At 42.0% G+C, this 20618-nt stretch carries 21 protein-coding genes and 1 pseudogene; 6 read left to right on the top strand and 16 right to left on the bottom strand.

The genetic code is table 11. From position 1 onward, the window contains the following. Positions 1-294: 294 nt before the first annotated feature. The 15 genes from GRP75_RS06390 to GRP75_RS06320 form a co-directional block, all read right to left on the bottom strand. Positions 295-516, bottom strand: coding sequence for a hypothetical protein (locus tag GRP75_RS06390; RefSeq protein WP_160788875.1), 222 nt, complete (start codon positions 514-516; stop codon positions 295-297). Between the two features lie 320 nt (positions 517-836). Next, positions 837-1166, bottom strand: coding sequence for a hypothetical protein (locus tag GRP75_RS06385; protein WP_013309519.1), 330 nt, complete (start codon positions 1164-1166; stop codon positions 837-839). 15 nt (positions 1167-1181) lie between these two features. Next, positions 1182-2309: a polymorphic toxin type 50 domain-containing protein gene (locus GRP75_RS06380; protein WP_160788874.1), complete on the bottom strand. Its 1128-nt coding sequence runs from the start codon at positions 2307-2309 to the stop codon at positions 1182-1184. A 182-nt stretch (positions 2310-2491) separates the two neighbouring features. Next, positions 2492-3037, bottom strand: coding sequence for an RNA 2'-phosphotransferase (locus tag GRP75_RS06375; protein ID WP_160788881.1), 546 nt, complete (start codon positions 3035-3037; stop codon positions 2492-2494). A 33-nt stretch (positions 3038-3070) separates the two neighbouring features. Further along, entirely contained in the window at positions 3071-3271 is a 201-nt protein-coding gene (locus GRP75_RS06370) for a hypothetical protein (protein ID WP_160788873.1), read from the bottom strand. Between the two features lie 177 nt (positions 3272-3448). After that, positions 3449-3994: a hypothetical protein gene (locus GRP75_RS29550; RefSeq protein WP_237448942.1), complete on the bottom strand. Its 546-nt coding sequence runs from the start codon at positions 3992-3994 to the stop codon at positions 3449-3451. A 366-nt stretch (positions 3995-4360) separates the two neighbouring features. After that, a complete protein-coding gene (locus tag GRP75_RS06360) occupies positions 4361-5734 on the bottom strand; it encodes a helix-turn-helix domain-containing protein (protein WP_068940157.1) in 1374 nt (457 codons plus the stop codon). 456 nt (positions 5735-6190) lie between these two features. Then, on the bottom strand, positions 6191-7564 hold the full coding sequence (locus GRP75_RS06355; protein WP_160788872.1) for a helix-turn-helix domain-containing protein: 1374 nt from the start codon (positions 7562-7564) through the stop codon (positions 6191-6193). A 179-nt stretch (positions 7565-7743) separates the two neighbouring features. Further along, the gene (locus tag GRP75_RS06350; RefSeq protein ID WP_160788871.1) at positions 7744-8199 is read right to left on the bottom strand and encodes a GNAT family N-acetyltransferase; all 456 of its coding nucleotides are present in this window, start codon (positions 8197-8199) and stop codon (positions 7744-7746) included. Positions 8200-8281: 82 nt separating this feature from the next. After that, on the bottom strand, positions 8282-8956 hold the full coding sequence (locus tag GRP75_RS06345; protein ID WP_160788870.1) for a VOC family protein: 675 nt from the start codon (positions 8954-8956) through the stop codon (positions 8282-8284). Between the two features lie 94 nt (positions 8957-9050). Then, the gene (locus GRP75_RS06340) at positions 9051-9575 is read right to left on the bottom strand and encodes a hypothetical protein (RefSeq protein WP_160788869.1); all 525 of its coding nucleotides are present in this window, start codon (positions 9573-9575) and stop codon (positions 9051-9053) included. A 234-nt stretch (positions 9576-9809) separates the two neighbouring features. Next, positions 9810-10985: an MFS transporter gene (locus GRP75_RS06335; protein ID WP_160788868.1), complete on the bottom strand. Its 1176-nt coding sequence runs from the start codon at positions 10983-10985 to the stop codon at positions 9810-9812. A 76-nt stretch (positions 10986-11061) separates the two neighbouring features. Next, positions 11062-11373, bottom strand: a complete 312-nt coding sequence (locus GRP75_RS06330; RefSeq protein WP_160788867.1) for an ArsR/SmtB family transcription factor — start codon at positions 11371-11373, stop codon at positions 11062-11064. 130 nt (positions 11374-11503) lie between these two features. Next, positions 11504-13552: an iron ABC transporter permease gene (locus tag GRP75_RS06325; RefSeq protein WP_160788866.1), complete on the bottom strand. Its 2049-nt coding sequence runs from the start codon at positions 13550-13552 to the stop codon at positions 11504-11506. After that, complete coding sequence (locus GRP75_RS06320) at positions 13549-14544, bottom strand: ABC transporter substrate-binding protein (RefSeq protein WP_023987856.1); 996 nt, start codon at positions 14542-14544, stop codon at positions 13549-13551. The genes GRP75_RS06325 and GRP75_RS06320 overlap by 4 nt, the downstream gene beginning before the upstream one ends. A 168-nt stretch (positions 14545-14712) precedes the next feature. On the opposite strand from GRP75_RS06320, the gene infC reads away from it, so the two are divergent. From infC to GRP75_RS06305, 3 genes and pseudogenes are all read left to right on the top strand, one after another. Then, positions 14713-15228, top strand: coding sequence for a translation initiation factor IF-3 (gene infC / locus GRP75_RS06315; RefSeq protein ID WP_160788865.1), 516 nt, complete (start codon positions 14713-14715; stop codon positions 15226-15228). A 60-nt stretch (positions 15229-15288) separates the two neighbouring features. Next, positions 15289-15738: pseudogene (locus GRP75_RS06310) on the top strand (kanamycin nucleotidyltransferase C-terminal domain-containing protein); the annotation flags it as partial. 438 nt (positions 15739-16176) lie between these two features. Then, on the top strand, positions 16177-16725 hold the full coding sequence (locus tag GRP75_RS06305) for a hypothetical protein (RefSeq protein ID WP_071640104.1): 549 nt from the start codon (positions 16177-16179) through the stop codon (positions 16723-16725). Between the two features lie 106 nt (positions 16726-16831). Here the strand turns inward: GRP75_RS06305 and GRP75_RS06300 are convergent, their stop codons facing one another. Continuing rightward, positions 16832-17215, bottom strand: a complete 384-nt coding sequence (locus GRP75_RS06300; RefSeq protein ID WP_071640103.1) for a DUF423 domain-containing protein — start codon at positions 17213-17215, stop codon at positions 16832-16834. A gap of 219 nt (positions 17216-17434) precedes the next feature. On the opposite strand from GRP75_RS06300, the gene GRP75_RS06295 reads away from it, so the two are divergent. The 3 genes from GRP75_RS06295 to GRP75_RS06285 all read left to right on the top strand — a co-directional run bounded on the left by GRP75_RS06295 (position 17435) and on the right by GRP75_RS06285 (position 20575). Next, positions 17435-17908: a hypothetical protein gene (locus tag GRP75_RS06295; protein ID WP_023987849.1), complete on the top strand. Its 474-nt coding sequence runs from the start codon at positions 17435-17437 to the stop codon at positions 17906-17908. Between the two features lie 32 nt (positions 17909-17940). Continuing rightward, positions 17941-18792: a DegV family protein gene (locus GRP75_RS06290; protein WP_160788864.1), complete on the top strand. Its 852-nt coding sequence runs from the start codon at positions 17941-17943 to the stop codon at positions 18790-18792. A 157-nt stretch (positions 18793-18949) separates the two neighbouring features. Continuing rightward, positions 18950-20575 (top strand): S-layer homology domain-containing protein, encoded by a 1626-nt coding sequence (locus tag GRP75_RS06285; RefSeq protein WP_160788863.1) that lies wholly within the window; start codon positions 18950-18952, stop codon positions 20573-20575. Positions 20576-20618: the final 43 nt, after the last annotated feature.

Raw genomic sequence — 20618 nt, 5'->3', positions numbered from 1 at the left:
GGAATCAACTTTAGGAGTTTTTTATAGTTATGTAGCTGTTGTTTCGTGATACCGAGTTCCTTAACAATATCGGTAATATCTTTTAGATGGGCATTTTGTTCATCTGCTTGACTCCCTTATCCTAGCTCAACAACTTGTAATGTTTGATATTGGAGCATGGTAATTTGAATTTGACGCACCTTCGTTTGAAGCAAGGTGTTTGTAAATGTCATCCTCCTTTATTCAGTTTGACTAACTATGTAAAAGGCCCACTCCCGTTTTTATTATTAAGGAGTAGGCTCAAATAGTACTTTTTCAAATGTCTATGTTATCCCACAACTCTAAAATAGTCTTATCATCAATCTTCCCAAGAATAAACAACTCTCTTGCTGTTTCAAACGACTGCGAAAAACTGTCTCTTTCACGAGTAAGAAAGTACCCTTCTTCATTCTGGCTAATCCAATAGCTATCATTTTTATAGGAGAACTGAAACTCTTCCCCCATTTCAAAACGTTCCACCAATTCATTGTATTCCAAAAAAGTCCCTCCTACTTCTTGTTAACTCTTTTAAATGCCCCATCTTTCTTTCCATTCAAAAACATGTTCATGAGACCACTCTGGATGCTGCTTTAAATTTCCATGATTCGTGTAACCTACATCGCGTGTAGCGCAATTGTTTTAATTTTCTTAGGTGTAATGGCATCTTACTACTTTATAACGAATGTTAGACCATAGGGGACTATATACTCTGTCGTGCTTACAATTTATGTGGTACCCATACAAACCAAAAAGGCTAGATGGATAATCCCATCTAGCCTCGATTGAGTGAAAAATACACAATTGAGGATTTCCCAGAGTTATTCATATTTCCAAATAATAGATCCATCAGTAGATGTTATCATGCTGGGAGGATCGTTATGGAGAGAAATTTCAATAAAGGGGCTCTTTCCTTTTTGTAACCAATTATATATACTTCCTTCGTCGTTAATCGGCTTAGATACTATCTTTTTAACTTCAATAACCGCAGCATCATATTCAATGAATTCATTATCATCTTCATCTAAACCATTGTTTGTTTCATAAATGGTGTCCCTAGTACCAATAATCTTTAATCCACTTCCCCACTGAATAGTTAATTCTTCTTTCGGTACTGAAAGAATGGCTTTAATCAAAGAATCATATCCCATATATTCCTCCTTGGTTTAAGGCGCTGCTGGTACAATATGTGCGCCATCTTTACTGTAATGAATAATTCCTTTTGTTGTTTCTTCGAACATACCAGTATCTCTATTATAATATTTCCCGATAGGTTTTCCGAAATCAATCCTTTCTCCCCCTGCTTTAAACATAGCACCTTTTCCAGAATAACTATCAAGTAATTCTTGTGCGGTTTTGTTATCACCATAGAAAATACTCTTGTTCTTACCATTGGCTAAGTCTTGTTTGTAGTTGGGCGTCCCAACAATATGCTTCTCCTGATCTCCGTGTTTTACTTTTACAGGGTAACTGTCAACTTCACGATAAGGACCTGCTGGAACAGATTTTTTCCCATAAGAAGGTACACCTTCTCCCTTCATCATCTGCCACAATTCCGCTGAGCTCTTCCCTATTCCGCTTGCACTTTTAACTGCGGTTGTTCCTCCATGTGCCGCTAAAGCTGCTGAGCCAATCAATCCAGGTATTCCGATAATACTACCAACTCCTGTGGATGAAACAGCAACTGATAATCCTTCTCCACCTGTTCCAACGATTACCTCACCAGCTCCCTGCAATGTCGTAGCTACGTGACCGAGAATTTCACCTACTTTAGCAGCCATAGGATGATCATAGTCACGGTCTTTGTCGGGCAGCATTCCCAAGGTTAAATCTTCCTGAATAGCTCCTTTTGCTCCCTGAGCAGTATCCCACAGAATTTCTCCTTGAAGCTTGCTAGCTTCCATCTGGGCTTCAGCCTTGGTGATCTCCGCTTTTCCGATCTGTTCAAAAATTTTATGTAGCCAACCTTCGCCGCTTGATGCCGTTTTAACAGGCACACCATTCCCTGGCACATCCAGTACAACTTTTTCTCCATCTACCTGTGTGAAGTTTTTTGAAATAAAAATGAGTTCTTGTGCAACCGTAGAAAGTCGTTCAAGTGTCACGCCCATGGATTGTCTAGAGACCTGAAAATCTTGGAAAAACCTCTCTCGGGTAGCACCAGACCAACCTTGTTGGACAAAATCAATTCTTCCATTCAGTAAATTCAACATACGTTCCATTTCGTGTTTACCATGCAAAAACTGGTCAGCCACTTCCATAAGCTTGTCAGGTGGAACCAATATTCTCCCCAATTGATCACGTCCATTTTAATTTAGATGGAAATAATCTTATCAGAAGGAGATGTTTAGGGATATCCACCTGTTATCCTGAGATTTCCTTTTATATTATGTGACAAATGGACTGATATAAACGGATTTACTATGTCAAAAGTATTGTATAAAGCCTCTTTTTAATATAAACAAAAATATCAGTGTTAAATTTTTTTGAAATATTGTGGAGGCACAAAATCGGCAAGCCAAACACCATTGTTAGCGATATAGAACTTCACATTATTATCCAGCGCTTTTACTGTATCGACTTCAAGAATGACTAATTCACCACGTCTCTTACCTGCCAATGTTGCAAATTCAAGTGTCTCAGATAGATGAACATACTTTCTCCCCATTGGTTTAATTCCCTCGGTAATAATTTTATCAACTACTTTGCTATTTGTTCCGTGATAAAGAGCAGTTGGCGGAATGGATTCTTTGTAATCTAATCTTCCTGCACTGTGCCCGTAGTTCGCTCGTATGTATCCATTTACCATGTGGTATCGCTTCTTTGGACAATTAGTTACGACTTGATCAATTCCTGCTTCTCCTATATCCGACCATCTATTCTCTGACTTAATTGCTGAAATTAAGTCATGCACGTGACAATAACCTTCATGATCCAACTTAATTCCAAACTGTTCTGGTGTATGCCTAAGAATTTTACTCATAAATTTACTAAGGCTCTCTTCTTGTTTGGGTGATAACATCATATACTCCTTGTAATGAAATATTTATTTTATCTATAGTAACCAATCTGATGATTCATGGCGTCTTGTGAAATAAAGCACCAATCCCCCGATAAGGAAAAATGTAGCTCCAATTAAAAAACCTCTTAGACTATATCTGCTATAAGCCTCCAATAAAACTGCAACTCCCAGCCCACAAGGGAAATACCCGAAAATACCCCTTATCAAAGCCATGATAAAAAACTTACGATTCATAAATTTTTCTCCTCGCTAATCGTACTTCATTATATAAAAACGAACAAATTTATTTCATCCATATCCATATATCCTCTTTGCCTCCATTCCACAGCAATCCAAAGTCTGCAACAAAAACTTCCATTCTAAGCCTAAATTAAAAAGACAACAGGTGATACCTGCTGCCTTTACTCACCATTATTTAGCTTCCGTCAACATTTTTAAAATGCCGGTAAATGAGCCATTAATCGACTTAATATCTCCATTAACCTGTTGGTTAAATTGAGACTCCGTAAGTTTATCTTTTCCTGCTGTGTGGTTCTTAATGAATTTTATAAGCTCTGCTTTCTGATTTGCAATATCTTTTAATGCTTGTTCGCTTTCTTTTTTGTAATTTTTAATACTTTTACTTAGTTCCACCTTCGCCACGCTGAGCTGCTTCTTTAATTTATCGCATTCAGCCTTGGCTTGAGCTATTACCGCTTTACTTGATTTATTTTTCACTTCGTTTTTATAGCGTGCTGATGCTTGACTTAATTTCTGAGTTAGCTCACGAACTTCTGCCCCCAGAACAGCATTTAGATGTTTCTGTGCAATTCTAATTTCTTTGACATGGCCTTTGTAATCCTCAAAGTATATTTTTTCGATTTCACTTGTTGACATAGCTTTTGTAGCTTTTGCTGCTAATACTTGTGATGGAATTAAGATAGCAAACATCAATAATAGTAAAATAGCTTTCTTCATATGTATCTCCTTCTTTGATAGTAGTGCAATTATCATAAGGGAAATGGAGGAAATAGGCAATATGTCTTGTTATTAAAATACTACTTTCTACATTGTATATTCTTCCAATGATCGAATAAGCATTTGACAGATAAAAGTCCAAGCTAAGTCACTTCTAGAAGCTTATTTATGTAGAGCAAAACAAACGATATGAAAAAGGCTAGACGTATAATTCCATCTAACCTCTTGATCATAGTTAATTTTCTAGGTCTATTGTGATCTTAAAATTGAGACTATTTTATTCCAACATTCCTCCATATTGTCCAGTTGGATCATAATTACTAATGCTACTGACATAAAACTGGATACTAGGAGGGTGGAATCAACTTACTCTTCATCTTCATTAACCACTTTAATTAGATTTCCGTAGACTGCCCTCGTATGAGCAGATGCATGTTCTTTAAAATGTGTAAACAACCTCATACATCTGATTGCTTGTATTCTATTATTAGCTTCAGCAGACTTTTCCAAACAGCTCAACAAAAATGTGAAGCCATCTGAGAACCTCCCCTTACGCAAAAGATAGATCGCCAATTCCCTTGAGAAATCAGTATATCGCTCCGTTATGAAGCGTTGAGTATACAAATCTTCCACTTTTTTCTGTTCCAGAAAGGAGATGATTTCTCCTTCAAATTGCATTAAAATATCATCTACATCAAAATGATATCGATTTGCCGCTTCAAGCATATTATCAAGTGCGGGAAGAACTTCCTCTTTTCTTGAAGAAATATAATTTACATAATTGAGAAGAACGCTTTTATCACCAGAAAGAAGCTTATTTACATATGTATTTACTACTGCCCAGTCTTCATATTGCCTCTTCCACTTCAAAGCAGTTTCATCTGTAGCATTCACCCAACTCAAATCGGCGTAAGCATAAGTGTGCCGAAGTGCTTGCTCGTAGTCTTTCCTTCCTTCACAAGCTTCTGCCCGAAGTAAATGCGAGAATGCCCAATACGCAAACAAAGGAAATTTGGGTTTCTTCGAATTGTCTTTATTCGTATGATGCCGCTTTTGTTCCAGATTGTATTGAATTTTAGCCTTATCTCCAAGAGCTTTAGCGAATAATTCTAATTTGTCCCATTTTCGTAATGAGCGGTATGTATTCGCCAGTTCTTTTAACGCCTCTAACTGATCTACCTCATCTAACCGTTCAATGTAAGGCTCGAATTGAACGGCTGCATCATAGCTTTTTTCTTGATCGTTTCCAATACGAATCGTAAACAATCGATACTGGCACACTGCCAATCGCTCTGAATGTTGCTGCCTTTCACTCTCGCTCACATTTTCATAAAGAAACGCCGCTGCTTCCTTGTAACCATCTCTGTAAATATTCTCGGCTACTTCAAAGAGTAACGGAGGATAGATTGGGTTATCCAGCAACAGAAATACAACGCACTGCAAGCAATCAAGTCGGCCAAGCTCCACGCATCGGTACAAAAAAGGGCTAATTCTCCGCCAGTTGAGCGTTTCTTCTAAGATACACTCCTCAATGTAACGTTCATAAAAATAGTCTGGTGGCAATTCCATTCCGGCAGTAATGCGATCCAATTGGTTAACGGATAAAATACGATTTCCAGTAACAATACTGCTAACCGTACCTACATTCAAATCAATGATGTGTCCAAACTCAGTCATACTCAAGCCTTTTTGTATTAGGTATTGCTTTAATTCTGCTGCAATCGTAAGTGTGATTTCCATGAATAAACCACCCTTTCAACGTAGACTCGGCATATGATACATAGTTAAACCATGTAATAGAGAAACAGTTGGAAAAAATACTTTTTCACCCATAATTGTACCGTCTTTTAGAACAAAGCCATATACCCTTTAGTTGTTTACAACAGCACACATTACATTTTTACACCTTTTACATAAATTTCTCAAAAGAAGATTTCCTCATATTGCTTAAATACAGCAAAACAGGAAATAAAAAGGCTAGACGGATCATTCCATCTAACCTGTTCCATTATCCATTTGGTTTAATATTCCGACCCATTTAATTGAATTAAATATCAAGTATCTTTTCCTGTTAGAAAGAATTACATTTCGCCATGGTGACTCGGTTGATAGCCATGTTCTTGACCATGAAAAAGTAAAGGGGCAGTAACTATCGCTACTAACATAAAGCTGGTTGCTAAAAAGGTCAGAATTATTTTACGCTTCATCTTGATCCACCTCATTAATCAAATTTCTGTAAGCTGTCTTCGTCTCAAATGATGCATGCTCCTGATAAGACTCAAACAGCCTCATACATTTGATTATATATGATTTATTATTGATTAATGTAGATTTTCCCAAACAATTTAATAAAAATTTAAAGCCATCAGAAAATCTTCCTTTAGTCAAAAAGTAGACTGATAATTCCTTAGAAAAATGTATAAAACGCTCTGTTATAAATCGTTGAGTATAAAAGCCTTCGATTTTTTGTTGTTCCAAATAAGATAAAATATCCTCCTCGAATTGCTCTAAAATATCATCTACATCAAAATGGTATCGATTTGCCGCCTCAAGGATATTATCAAGTGCGGGAAGAACCTCATCTTTTCTTGAAGAAATATAAGCTACATACTCGGGAATTACGCTCTCTTCGCCTGAAAGAAGCTTATTTACATACGTATTTACTACTGCCCAATCCTCATATTTATACTTCCATTTCAATGTTTCTTCATCTGTATCCGTAACCCAGCTTAAATCAGCATATTTTTTGATATGATGAAGTCCCTTTTCATAGTCTTTCCTCTCGTCATATGCTTGTGCCCGAAGTAAATGAGAAAATGCCCAATAAGCAAACAGAGGAAAACTTGGTTTCTTTGAATTTTCTTTTTTCACATGGTGCCGCTGTTGTTCCAATTTGTATTGAATTTTAGCTTTGTCTCCCAAAGCTTTAGCGAACAATTCTACTTTGTCCCATTTACGTAACGAACGGTATGTATTCGCCAAATCTTTTAACGCTTCTAACTGATCTATCTCATCTAGTCGTTCAACATATATTTCAAATTGAACTGCCGCTTCATAGTTTTTCTCTTGATTGTCTCCTTGCCTCGTATGGAACAAGCGGTACTGACACATAGCCAGACGTTCTGAGTATTGTTTTTTCTCACTTACAGCTACATTTTCATAAAGTATGGCTGCCGCTTGGTACATCTTTTCATGAAATAATTCTTCAGCAAGCTCAAATAAGGATTCTGAATAGCCCAACTTATCCATTAATAGATTGACCACATCATGAATGCAGTCCAGTTTGTTCAATTTCGCACAATTATGTATAAAAGGACTCATTCGACGCCAATTCGGATTAGCCTCTGTTAAATACTCAGACACATACCGTTCGTAGTAATAGCCAACGGGATGCCCCATTGCTTTTGTAATTCGGTCTAGCTGATCCACTGAAAGTGTGCGGTTCCCATTAATAATACTGCTCATGGTGCCCGGATTCATTTCTGCCTCTCTAGCTAAATCACTTAGTATTAAATCATTATCTTTCATATGTTTTGTTATCTCTGTGAGTATCGTGGTTGTGTTGTACAAAAGTAACCACCCCTTATCAGGAACTTGTTAGGATATCAACTCATTAAAAAGAGGACTATTGCAATCCAATGATTGTATAGCCTTTCCGCAATTTATTGTACCATCTTTTGGCACAATATCATATACCTTTCAGAACCTTACTTAAGATACCTTTGAAGGGTTTGCAAAGAAATTAAGCTCTATAAATCCTGAGACATACGAATCATATCTCTACACTGTATGCCATTCTCATAAATTTCTTCTAGATAGTTATGTCTGACAAAGAAATCTAGATCTACACCGACAATTCTGAACCCACATTTTTGGTAGAGAGCTAACTGCCCAATGCTAGAGTTTCCTGTGCCCATTTCCATCGTTTTATAACCTTGTGCCCTAGCTGTTTCAATTGCATGTGTTACTAATTGTCTGCCTATTCCTTTACCATGCATACCTTCTGATACTGCTATATTCACTAACTCAACTGTTTCAGGTCTTGTAGGTAAAAGAACATAGACCCCAACAATATGATGGTCAATCTCTGCTACATAACACTGCCCTCTTTTTAAGTATTCCTCAACAAGTTGGTGCGAAGGATCAGCTAGTAACAAGAGCTCTAATGGATATTTTTCATTTGAATCAAGTAGTCTAATATTCATATATTCTCTCCTGAATGTATTATGGCCCCCCGGATTTCCCCCTTGTGCAAGCTTTATTCCAGAAATCCGGGGAAGCCCTAAATCAGTTTGATCTCAATTCATACAAACCATTGTGAAGCGAAAGACTGGCAGAGCATGGAGCTTCGAACAAGACTCTGGTGTTAAATACGACCGGAAGCCTATCATCAGGAAACCAAGGCCGTTGCTTGTCTATGACTATAAATGATCCTTCTACATCCCCTAGCGGCGCGAATTTCTGTCCAGCCCCTCCCCATGAATGAAGTTGGAACGTTTCGGCGATTATCCTAGATACTTCGGAGACATCATCGACAGGAAGACCGATCTCGCTTATACGAAGTAGAGAGTGGGGCCCGAAAGCTTCAGTGACTGCGTTGTTGAGTGTATGGTGAGCAATGAACTCGACAAGGTTATGATCCGGATCATAGAAGTAAAGCGCTGTTGCATTCCAGTTTTCGAAAAAAAACTCATCTTCTTGGGGTCTTGAAATCAATGAAATCCCACGGTCGATTATCCACTGTTTTGCTTCTATGAATTTATTCGTTGGAATCGTAACCGCAATATGATAAAATTCATTTTCCATGTGAGAAGATTCCTGAAAAGCAAGAACCGATTCCCCTACTTGAAAAGACAACCGCGAAGGGTTCTCCTCCACAACCTGCAAATCCAAGAGAGAGCCGTAAAAAGCTTTTATCGCTTCGAAACTGTGGGTGCCTAAGAGCACTTCTTTTAATTTCAATGCATTGGTCCTCCCCATAAATAATATTGAAACCCATTTTCCGTCGTATCCAGATCAGCATTTTATCTCAGACTGTATGAGGCCATTACATTGGTTATTCATTATCCTTTAAATCGCTTAGAAGTTTGGCATTCACATCTAACGCCGCAAATTGAAGTAATACATCCTGTTCATCCAGAGCTTTACTTTTCGCCATTTCGAGATAAAGCTTGGGCTGATCCCGAAATGCCCGTGCGCCCCCAATCGAGTATGCCTTCTTGAGATATTTATGAGCTAATCCAGGCTTGCTCTGAAGAAGAAGCGTTTCCGCCATTTGAATGTAAGGCTCTGCATGTATGATTCGGTACCCTGAACCTTCTAAATCTAAAATCTCCTCATTTAAAAGCTCTACTGATCGCTGCATATGGCTGTTATAGTTGAGTATTTGAACATACTGATGCAAAGTTACACCTGTAATGCCCCATTTATGCTTAGGCTCAGGGATTAGATCCCAAGCCTTCTGTGCCTTTTCCTCGGCCATATCGCTATCTATGGGGAGTGTAAGAGCTGCTTCCTCTCCAAGAGCCCAAATCACTTCTTCCAATTGAGCCTCCAGATCGTGATACATTCGAATATTCATCAGATACCTCCCCATAGATAATATAATTTCTAATACTTAGAGATGTCTACTCCTCATTGCGTTTAGCGAAAGCGCTTGATTAAGGATATCACTCCCCAGATGAGCAACGCCAAGATCCCGCTAACGATTACGAATGTCATTAAGATCGAAGTCCATACGATATGCAATCAACATCACCCCATGCATCATTTTATGGTCATCTTGTAGAGTACTCTTCTAATGTCTCTCCATATTTTAACGCACGTTGGCTTCCGCTGCATTCGAATTGAATATTTTTATTTTTATAATCATAGATAAAAACGCTAGCAGTGCAAACATCAGTCCGCTCCAGATGAGCTGGTGTATTCCCAAGTGAGAGATAAACCAGCCGCCTATAGCAGCTCCCATCGTAATACCTAGATTAGAAAATGAGACAAACAGGCTGTTTCCAAACTCTGGAGCTTCTTTCGCTTCAGTGGTTAACCATGTTTGACTAATAATTAGCCCCCCGGAATGCACGGTCCCCCAAATGAGCACAACCACAATCATTGGTAGGAAAGAAGCCCCCAGAGCATAAGTGAATACGTAAATGACCATATATAGCAATGGGAACATGATGACGGTCTTAATCAGATTTTTATGTAATAATCCTCCAAATGAAAAGTTTCCAAAAATCATGACGATTCCAAAGACCATCAACATCATACTGATCCATGACCCGTTCATAAGAGTTACTTCTCCAAGATATTCGGCAAAGTAGCTATACACCGAAAACATAGCTGCAAAGATAAAAATAACAGTCACAATGTTGAACCATAATTGAGGTTTACGTAATATACCAAGCTGTTTGCCATAAGACATCTTTTCCTGAACTGGCAGGGAAGGAAGCCATACGAGTATTCCTACAAATGCAATCATGCTTACGACAGCACCAAATAAGAAAGCAGCTTCTAACGATATCTTTTCGGCAAGATAAGAAGTCAAAGGCACGCCAAAAGCAAATCCTACTGTAATTCCAGCGAAAACCTTGGTGACTGCTTTACTACTCTTTTCACGGGGGACAAGATGAGATGCAGTCACGAGAGCGACCGAAAAAAAGACAGGATGAAAAATAGCAGGAAGAACACGAAAAATGAGCATGACCTCAAAATGAGTGGTATAGGCATAGACAATATTGGAAATGACAAAACTGAATACAGCGGTTAATAGAATGACTTTACGATTCATGCCGGAAACGAGTAAGGTCAAGAACGGACCTGAAATGGCTACAACTAAAGAAAAAATACTGACGAGCCAACCAGCCTGGGCAGCTGATACATTGAATTTTTGAGTTACTTGGGGGAGAACACCTATAATCCCCATTTCCGTTGTAATAATGCCGAATACGCCTAAAGCCAGAATGATAATAAGTAACGGGTTAACCTTTTTCATTTTAAGTATAAGCCTCCAATTTAATTATATATATAGATTTGTAGATATATTATGTAAAAAAAAACCTCCTTTCTGTTTATAGTTCCTTTTGAACGTACTCTGCAAATTCCCGGATTGTTCTTTCATTCCGACGATAGTACGTCCACTTCCCAATACGCTCAGACTCTAACAAACCGGATTTTTGCATCGTTAATAAATAACTTGAAATCACAGACTGCGCAAGTCCCGCTTTAGCCTGTATATCTCCCACACATACACCAATTTGAAAATTAAGCCCTTGCTTTAGATAAGCCTGTTCATCAAAAAACTCTTCTGGTTTTTTTAACCACAGCATAATTAGACGACGAGTTTCGTTTGACAATGCTTTATAAATCAATGACGGTTCCATATAAAATATTATATCTATTTTATTAGATTTGTAAATATAAAGCCCAATAACTACGTAGAAGAATTAATAATAAAGGCTGCTTCCCCACAGAAAATCCGCTGGGAAACAGCCTGTTTGTGTACATATTCAACTACACTGACTTACTCTTATTGGAGCGATACATCAAGTACAGGAAATACGGTGCACCGATCAGTGCGATCAGCAATCCAGAAGGAATTTCGGTCGGCGCAAGCACTGTCCGGCCAATCGTATCAGCCAGCACCAGCATTACCGCTCCCAAGATGCTCGACAGAACAATGGAGCGGCGTACATGGTGCCCAATCAACGTACGCACGATATGCGGGGCAATCAGCCCGATGAAGCCAACTGTACCCACACAGGCCACCGCTCCGCCCGCCAGCAGCACACCCACTGCCATGGCCAGCAGCCGGGTTCGGCGCACCGGAAGTCCCAGTCCCATGGCGCTGCTATCGTCAAACACCAAAAGATCGAAGCGGCGAGCTAGCCACCAGGCTATTGGCAACAATACGAGCAGAAAAGCCAGAATCGTCGCCACCTGCCCCCAGTTTCGAGCGTAGGTACTACCCGTCAGCCAAATATAGCCTGTGCTGCCCCAAAGCGAGCCTTGGATAATCAGTATCTGAATGCCAGCTGCTCCGATCGCTGATACGGCAATCCCAAGTAGGATGACCACAGACGGGTTTAGGTGCTTGTTCCATGATAAAAAGAAGATCACCGCCGCTGACACCATCGCTCCGGCAATCGCCGCGATGGGCAGCATATAAACAGGCAGCCCAGGCCAAACGATAATCACTGCAAGCGCGCCGAAACCAGCCCCTGAAGAAACACCGATGATCGAGGCATCCGCTAAGGGATTACGAACAGCTAATTGGATCAAGACACCGCTGACCGCAAGCGCGATACCAGCCCCGGCTGCCACCAGCGTGCGCGGAATTCTAAACTGCAGCAAGGCCGAATTTGCGTTCTCACCGCCGAACAGGCCGGACAATAGATCGCCGACCGGAATTCGCATTCCTCCAAACATCAGGCTGAATACGGTCAACAGCACGGCACCGCACCCAAGCAACATGACCAGCCTGCCATACGGTAATTTCCGAGAGCGCACACCTATGTTCATGGAAGATTGTCCACTAATACCAGAAGGTAGCTTCATTTTCCACAGAATCAACCAAATTAACCAAGGAGCCCCAATCAAGGCCATCATTGCTCCGGTCGGCAGATCCATGCTTGATTGGTGGACCATTTTCGCCAGCACGTCAGCGCCAGTCAACAGTAATGCCCCCCACAGGAAGGAACCAGGCAGCACCCAACGATGCATTTTTAGACCGCTTAAGCGAACCAAATGCGGAGCTACCAGACCCACAAAACCAATGGGTCCAATGACACTGACTGTAATGGTCGACAGCAGTACAGCCAATACAATTCCCACCGCCCGGGTCAAGCTAACCTTTTGTCCGAGCGACGTGGATGTGGACTCATCCAGATCCAGAACATCAAACTGCCTTGACAGCAGAACGGCAATGATCGAGAGTCCTACGACCCAGGGCCAGGCGTAAGTCGTCCCGCTCCAGTCGTTTTGCACAAGCGAGCCAGAACCCCAGAGAAACAGTCCCTGCGTTTCAAATGAATAAAAGATATGCAAAGCTCCGGTAAACGAACCGAGAACCATGGATACAATCAAGCCGGCAAGCGCCAACCGAATTGGACTTCCAGATCGTCCCCCGCCCATGAAGTAAGCCAGCACCGCTGCAAGCAGGCCGCCGACAGCGGCAAATAGAAACGGCGCCTGATGCAGCAATCCGGGAAACATCACCGCGCCAAGGACGACCACAAAGTAGGCACCGGCGTTAATTCCTAGTGTATCAGAAGCCGCCAGCGGATTTTTGGTGATGGCCTGGAGCAGAGCACCGGCGATGGCCAGCGCACCACCTGCTAGGATTCCGATGACCGTACGCGGCATTCGGAGATCCCACACCATGTTATGATCGAGCGTATTCTGACGCTGGGTCAACGCCTCAATTACTGTATGCAGCGGGATTGAAGCCTCTCCATAACACAAGCTTACAAAAAAAAGCACGATGAGGACGATCAATCCGCCCCCAAAAATGCTTCCTACACGCCAAGTCTTCGATAAACCCGTTGTGCCTGTTCGGGTCATTTCGTCAGAGCTCCGACTACTTGATCAACCAGCACTTTGGATGAGATTGGGCCGCCGAACGTCCATGTTGTACCGTCCAGTGGGTAGGTCCGTTTTTCTTTGACAAAGTTCAGTCCGTTCCATACCGAGTTGTTCTTCATCGCGGCTCCAAATACATCGTCCGTCTTTTGCGTAATATAGATAAAATTGCTGTCCTGCACAGCTGGAAGAGCTTCAATGCCAACGGTGCTAAACCCGTATTTCTCGGTCTTGTCCGACTTCCAGTCGTTCACCATGCCGATTTTCGCAAGCGTTCCCACTACAACTGAATTTTCTTTGAACATTCGCAGACTGGCAGCATTTTGAGCTGTAAAGGCTTGTGTCAGCGCATAGTGAAAGTCTGCTTTGCCTGCCTTCTCCAATGTAGCCTTTGCATCTACATAGTGCTGGTCAAGTTCGCTTAGGACCTTATCAGCCTGTTCCGTTTTTCCGGTAGCCACAGCGACTTGCTTGAAAATTTCGACCATACGGTCGTAATCATAGCCGTTCCCCTTGTAAGGATCGAATTCTATCGTCGGTGCAATCCCCTTAAGCTGTGCATAGATCGCTGCATTGTTATCGGCGTTAGAGATAATAAGATCCGGCTTGAGCGCTGCAATCGCTTCTAGATTCGGTTCGCCCCGTGTGCCGATATCAGTTACGGTATCAGCCAGCTTTGCCTCCGGTGTTACCCACAGCTTGTAGTTTTCATTGTCCGCATTGCCGACAGGCTGCACGCCAAGTGCAATGAGGTCCTCGGTAAACGTCCATTCGAGTACAACGACACGTTCCGCTGGCTTGTCCAGCTTGACTTCCCCGTGGTCGTCCTTAACCGTAACCGGACCAGCCGTTGTGGATGTCTGCTCAGACCCTGCAGTACCTTCCGTCTTCGAGCTATCCCCAGCTGCACCGCAGCCCGCCAATACAATAGTAAAAACTACAAATAATAATAGGCTATTCAACATCTTTTTCATTTCTCTCAATCACCCCTGTATGTATATTACATTGGAAAATGATAATCATTATCAGTAAAAGATTATAGGGCTTAGTGACTTTTGTCAATACGGATAAATCTAAAATTGAATCGCAAACGGGTTCCGTATATGATAGCTTTATCATTGTTTAAGGGAGGCTACATTTACGTGGCAGTATTAATCAACGAGCAAATTAAAGCTGACGAAGTGGTACTCACTGGACTCGCAGGGGAGAAGCTCGGCGTTATCTCGAAGTCAGAAGCCTTGGCTATGGCCCGATCCAAAGGGGTGGACCTGGTCTGCACCTCACTGATGAGCAGTCCACCACCCTGTAGCTTGGTCGCAAAGGGCAAAGGAAAAGCGATTGCGCAAAAAGAAGCCGCAGCAAGCAAAACGAATGTCGGCCGAACCGCAAAAAACAGCGGCAAAGAAAAGGTCAAGGAGCTTCGCTTCACTGCTCATATTGAGGAGCATGATTACGACACGAAGCTGCGTCAGGCAGACAAACATCTGCGTTCCGGCAAACCGGTGCAGTTGGTCGTTAAAGCGTCTGGTGCAAAAGAAGCACCTGTCGCCAAAGCGGTACTAGAGCGGCTACTAGTCGATCTGAAGGAAGCCGGAGTGAAGGATACTGGAATCCAGACGGGCGGCAAGGGCTCACAAGTGAAATTAAACCCTCGCTGAATGGCAAATCCGTAAATTGGACAAGTCACTTAGACCGTAGGAAATCGAGGGAGATCACTAATGGACATGAATGGACCTGTCAACATTTCTCGAAGTGAGAGACTTCAGACTTGCCACGAAATAGCTGCGAGGTTACATGAAGTATACAGAGACAAAATTCTGGCTAAAGGGATCTATGGATCTGTTGCCAAAGGTACTGACGGCCCTTTCTCGGACATTGAAATGTTTTGTGTACTAAGTGAACCAAACGGCCCCGTAGAATTTAGCCATGAATGGTCGGCAGGGCCCTGGAAAGCTGAGGTGAACGTCTGTAGTTCAGACATTCTTCTTAAAATCGCCTCTACTGTTGAGGGCGATTGGCCATTGACACATGGACCCTTCTTTTCCCCACTTCGTCTGTATGATCCTAAAAACTTTTTTTCTATATTAAAGGAAGCGGCCGAATCCCCAACAAAGGAAGATTTCAGGCATGCCATCAACGAAGTGCTTGTAGGTGAAATGTATGAGTTTAATCGAAAATAAAATTTACTTTAATTGCGATTACTATAATATATCATGTTTTTGATATGCCCCATCCCCCTTTCGTTAAGGGGGATTTTACTTTTCTTCTGGATGGATGATACTGCTTCGTTATATTTTCCCACTGTAATATATTTAAAATTTAAACTACTTGATTTCACCCCCTACCTCCTTTATTCTCTGTATATGTAACTCTGGCTTTGCTTATCTATATCTGGTGCTCACATACTTTCCTCATTCGTATACACATGCAAAAAATGTACAATTCCAGTGTACTCCATTAAAATTTTACACATAGGGCTTTATATAGATTTTATTTTTGTTAATATCCAACAACAGGGCCTTAGGCACTATGATAGATTACATTTTAATGATATATTGATAGGTACTATAAAAGACTAATTACCCATGGCTTGGGCTGGAGGATGTATGAAAAAGGAATCAAATCAAGACGAAACCAGTTATTTATTTAATGTAGATGTATTAGTTAAAGGCCGTTCGAATGTAGAGGCCCTTCAGTTCCTGCTTAATCTCTTGAGCCAAAACGAACACATTGCGGATAGCCGGATTCAATCTGGTATCGAACTTGGCAATTTAATTGAAGCTGCACTGTATCTAAAAAAACAGTCAGCCGTGAATAGCCCATCTGATGCAGCCGCTACGCTCGCGGAAAAGTTCTCCAAAAAGAAGTCAGCCGCAGTTACGAACAAGCCGCCAGTCGTTCAAGAGATCAAACAATCCCACGTACAGCCAAAGCCTGCAACACAACAAGAACTTAGTACGTATGAATGGATCAAACGCTATATACAAGATAATACGCTTGTACGGTTAATCGTGAACCGCTATGGCGGACAGCGTAGCATCCCTTGCCGCATCCTCAATCTGGATCATGATAATAGCCTGCTGAGTGTGTATCATGTAGATGAGAAGCAAGTGTACTCCTTTAAAATGAATGAGATCGATGAAATCACATCGTAAATGTAAATACTTCATAAAAAAACGAAGCATAAAAAAAGAGAATGGGCAGGAAAAACATGACGTCTTTCTTACCCATTCTCTTTTTTTGCATTATCCGAAAAGAACTCTAATCCTCTTTCTTCAGACCCATGGCAGCCCATGCCAGCAATATCCATCCTGCAATAAAGCATACGCCTCCTAATGGGGTGATAGCCCCCAGCACACGGATTCCGGTCAAACTTAGTACATACAAGCTGCCGGAAAACAAAATGATACCCGTTAATAACAGACGCGCTGCCCATCTCAAACGGTTGGAAGAACCCCACTGTCCAGCAGCCAACGCAATGATCAGCAAACCGACAGCGTGAATCATATGATATTTCACACCTGTTTCATACACGGCCAAAGCATCCGCGTCGATCCGGGCTTTCACAATATGTGCCCCGAACGCTCCAATGGCTACCGCCAACATCATCATTATAGATCCCACAAATATCCATTTTCGTTGCATGTTTGTGTACTCCTTTTCATCTCATCCTTTTAACCGAATGTTCTTCTTATTTTATCGAAACCGTATGAAGTTTACCAGCCAGCGTGTGTGAACAGACCGCATACAGAATTGGATGATTAGACCCTGTCTTTTGAAGGGTAATGTGTAGGGTGGCTTGCTTTTTTGTTTATTTTGTGGAAAATTAGTACCTGTTCGGACTATGTTCAAGGAGTTGAAAAAATGAGTACCCAAGATCCTAATTTGCAAAAGCCTGCTGCGCCTGAGGAGCACCCTGTTTTTTCAGAAACTCCTGTGTTCCAGCCTCCGGTCAAGCTCAAACATTCCGGTCCCGGAATTGCTTCTTTTATTATGTCGCTTGTCAGCCTGATCGGATATATTATTCTGGCTATTATGGTTATTAATCTGCTGGCTCATTTCGGCCAATACCAAACGATGAACCCGGAAGTCGCTCTGCAGCAAACCGGAACGGTACTGCTTCCTTTTATTTTTTTAGGCAGCCTGTTGCTGAATTGTAGCGGACTTGTGGTCGGTATCATTGGAATTGCGTTAAAAAACCGTAAGAAAACCTTTGCTATTACAGGCTTAATCATTAATGCACTTATTATTGTGGGCTTTATTGCACTTCTTGCCATCGGTCTTTCCGTTCCGAATAGCACAGCGGATATCTATCCTTCCTCCGTGCAATCTTTATAATTTTTCTGCATCACACAGAGAGGATTCAATGTATGAACAAAATTAAAATTTTTGCCGACAGTACCAGTGATATTCCTGCTCACTGGCGTCAACAGTACGAAATTAGTATTGTGCCATTGTATACAGTATTTGATGATGAGGCATTGCAGGATGGTGTAAACATTCACCCAGAACAATTATTTCAACGTGTAAGCCGCGAAGGACATTTACCGCGTACCGCCGCACCTTCTCCGTCGGATTTTATTCAAGCCTTTGCGCCCTACATAGAACAAGGGGACGACATTTTATATATCAGTCTGTCTTCCGAGCTATCATCGACGTACCAGAATGCGCTACTCGCTGCCTCCGAATTTCCGGAAGGCCGCATTACGGTTTTTGATTCCTTGAATTTGTCGTGCGGCTTTGGCCTGCTTGTGATGAAAGCTGCTCGTGCGGCAGCCAACGGCAATACGATAGAGCAGATTGTAGACATGTTGACGAAAACCAGGCCGTTAATAGACACGGAATTTGTCATTGATACACTTGAATACCTGTATAAAGGCGGAAGATGCTCAGGCATGCAAAACCTGATCGGCAGTCTGCTCAAAATTCGTCCGGTGATCAAAGTGATTGACGGAAAAATGACGCCTGCCTACAAAGTCCGCGGCAAACGTGAAAAAGCACTGGATCAGATGCTGCAAAACGCTCTGAATCAACGAGATCAGATGGATAACGATATCATTATTGTCGTGCACGCTTTGGCCGAGGAAGATGCGCTGATGTTGCAAGCTCGTTTGAAAGAAGAAACGAACGCACAAGAGGTACTGCTAACGACAGCAGGCTGTGTCATTTCCAGTCATTGTGGTCCACAGACTATCGGTATTATGTATGCCAAAAAAGCATAGTTTATCCAATATCAAACCCGTTGCCGCATAGGTAGCGGGTTTTTTGGTGTTTTTCCAGCAATTTAGCAATGAATAACTTTCCTCTTTTTGATAGTATTATTCGTCGAGTAACGATATATGAATCTACAATCTATCATAAAAAAGAAGGTTATTTGGTATGAGTTCCAAACGATCACGTTGGTTAACCAGGCTCACCCTTTCAGCAACTGCAGCCATCACAATATTCACAACATTCACTTCATATTTAGCTGCTCCAGCAGCAGCATCCGGTGCTACGTTCCAAGATATTGCACACAGCTATGCCTATCAGTCTATTATTTCCCTGCACGCTAAAGGAATTTTGAACGGTACACAACCTGGTTACTTCTCTCCTAAAAAGGCTGTTACCAGAGCCGAATGGGTTACCGCACTGGACCGTACACTCGGTCTGGAGCCTGTACAAGCGGCCGTTTCTTCCTACCGAGATGTTGCCAAAAAGACGTGGTACTATGGATGGATTGAAGCAGCTTCTCAACTCAATATCGTTCAGGGGGGAACGTCTGCGACATTTCAACCTAATAGTCCTATAACCCGTCAAGAAGCGGCCTTGATGATCGCACGTCTCATCCGCTCTTCGGGCGGATCAGGAAATGCTACTTCCTCCTTCACAGATACTGGGGAAATTGCAGATTGGGCTCTTGATGCGGTAACCACCGTAAATCGTTACGGCTTTATGAAAGGTGAAAGTAACTATTTTCATCCAGCATCCTCTCTAACCCGCGAAGAAACAGCGGCATTGCTGGAGCGTCTGCTAACGTATTCAACAAAGCATGCTAACCAAACTGCTTCCACCGCTTCTTCCATCCGACTAGGCTGGCAATATGATCAAACCGTTCAGCAATTTGAAAATACGGTGCTCCAATCCAACATCAACACCCTGTCACCACGTTGGTTTTTTCTAAATGAAACAGGTATTATCAGCGATTATACCAATTCGTCGCTGCTTGCCTGGTCCAAACAGCATCATAAAAATATCTGGGCGATGGTAGGCAACCGTTCCAACCTGGCACTGACGCATCAAATTCTGTCCAGTGAGGATCTACGAAATACAACCATAACTCAGCTTGCTAATGCCGTATCTGTGTACAGTTTGAACGGACTTGTCATTGATTTTGAAAATGTAGATGGTCAGGATCGCGCCAATTTAACATTGTTCGTCCAACAATTAAAAGCTAAGTTGAAGAGTCAGAATACGGTACTGGCGTTTTGTGTATCCCCTGATTACGGAACGGACTGGACTGCCGCGTTTGATTATAAACAGCTTGGCGCTGCGGCAGACTATCTGATCCTGATGGGATATGACGAGCATTGGGGAGGTAGCTCGATCCCCGGCTCTGTGTCCTCACTGCCATGGCTCCGTGAAAGCGTGCGGCGTTTTGTACAAACCACCTATCCGGAGAAAGCGATCTTGGCGTTGCCATTATTTACACGGAACTGGACGCTTAACGCTAGCGGGCAATCAATCGCTTCCTCTGATATTTCATTAGATCAGCAAAACCAGCTAGTATCTCGTTACGGCTCCAAACCAATCTGGAATGATGATATTCAGCAGTATACCGTGTCTTACAAAGACACGCAGCTTCATAAGCTGTGGCTCGAGGAAGGACGATCCTTCACTCGTAAGTATCGCTTGGGACAGGATGCTGGGCTTGCTGGCTTCCCCTACTGGTATCCGGGCGGAGCAAGCTCTGATCTGTGGTCCAGTGTAAAAAACGCAGACCGATTTATACAGCGTGGTTTATAAAATACAAAGCCTTCAACCTCACGTGAAAAGTGAAGTTGAAGGC

It is taken from the genome of Paenibacillus sp. OT2-17, assembly GCF_009827695.1.
Classification (GTDB): Bacteria; Bacillota; Bacilli; order Paenibacillales; family Paenibacillaceae; genus Paenibacillus; species Paenibacillus polymyxa_B.
This window is presented reverse-complemented; position numbering and strand designations above follow the sequence as displayed.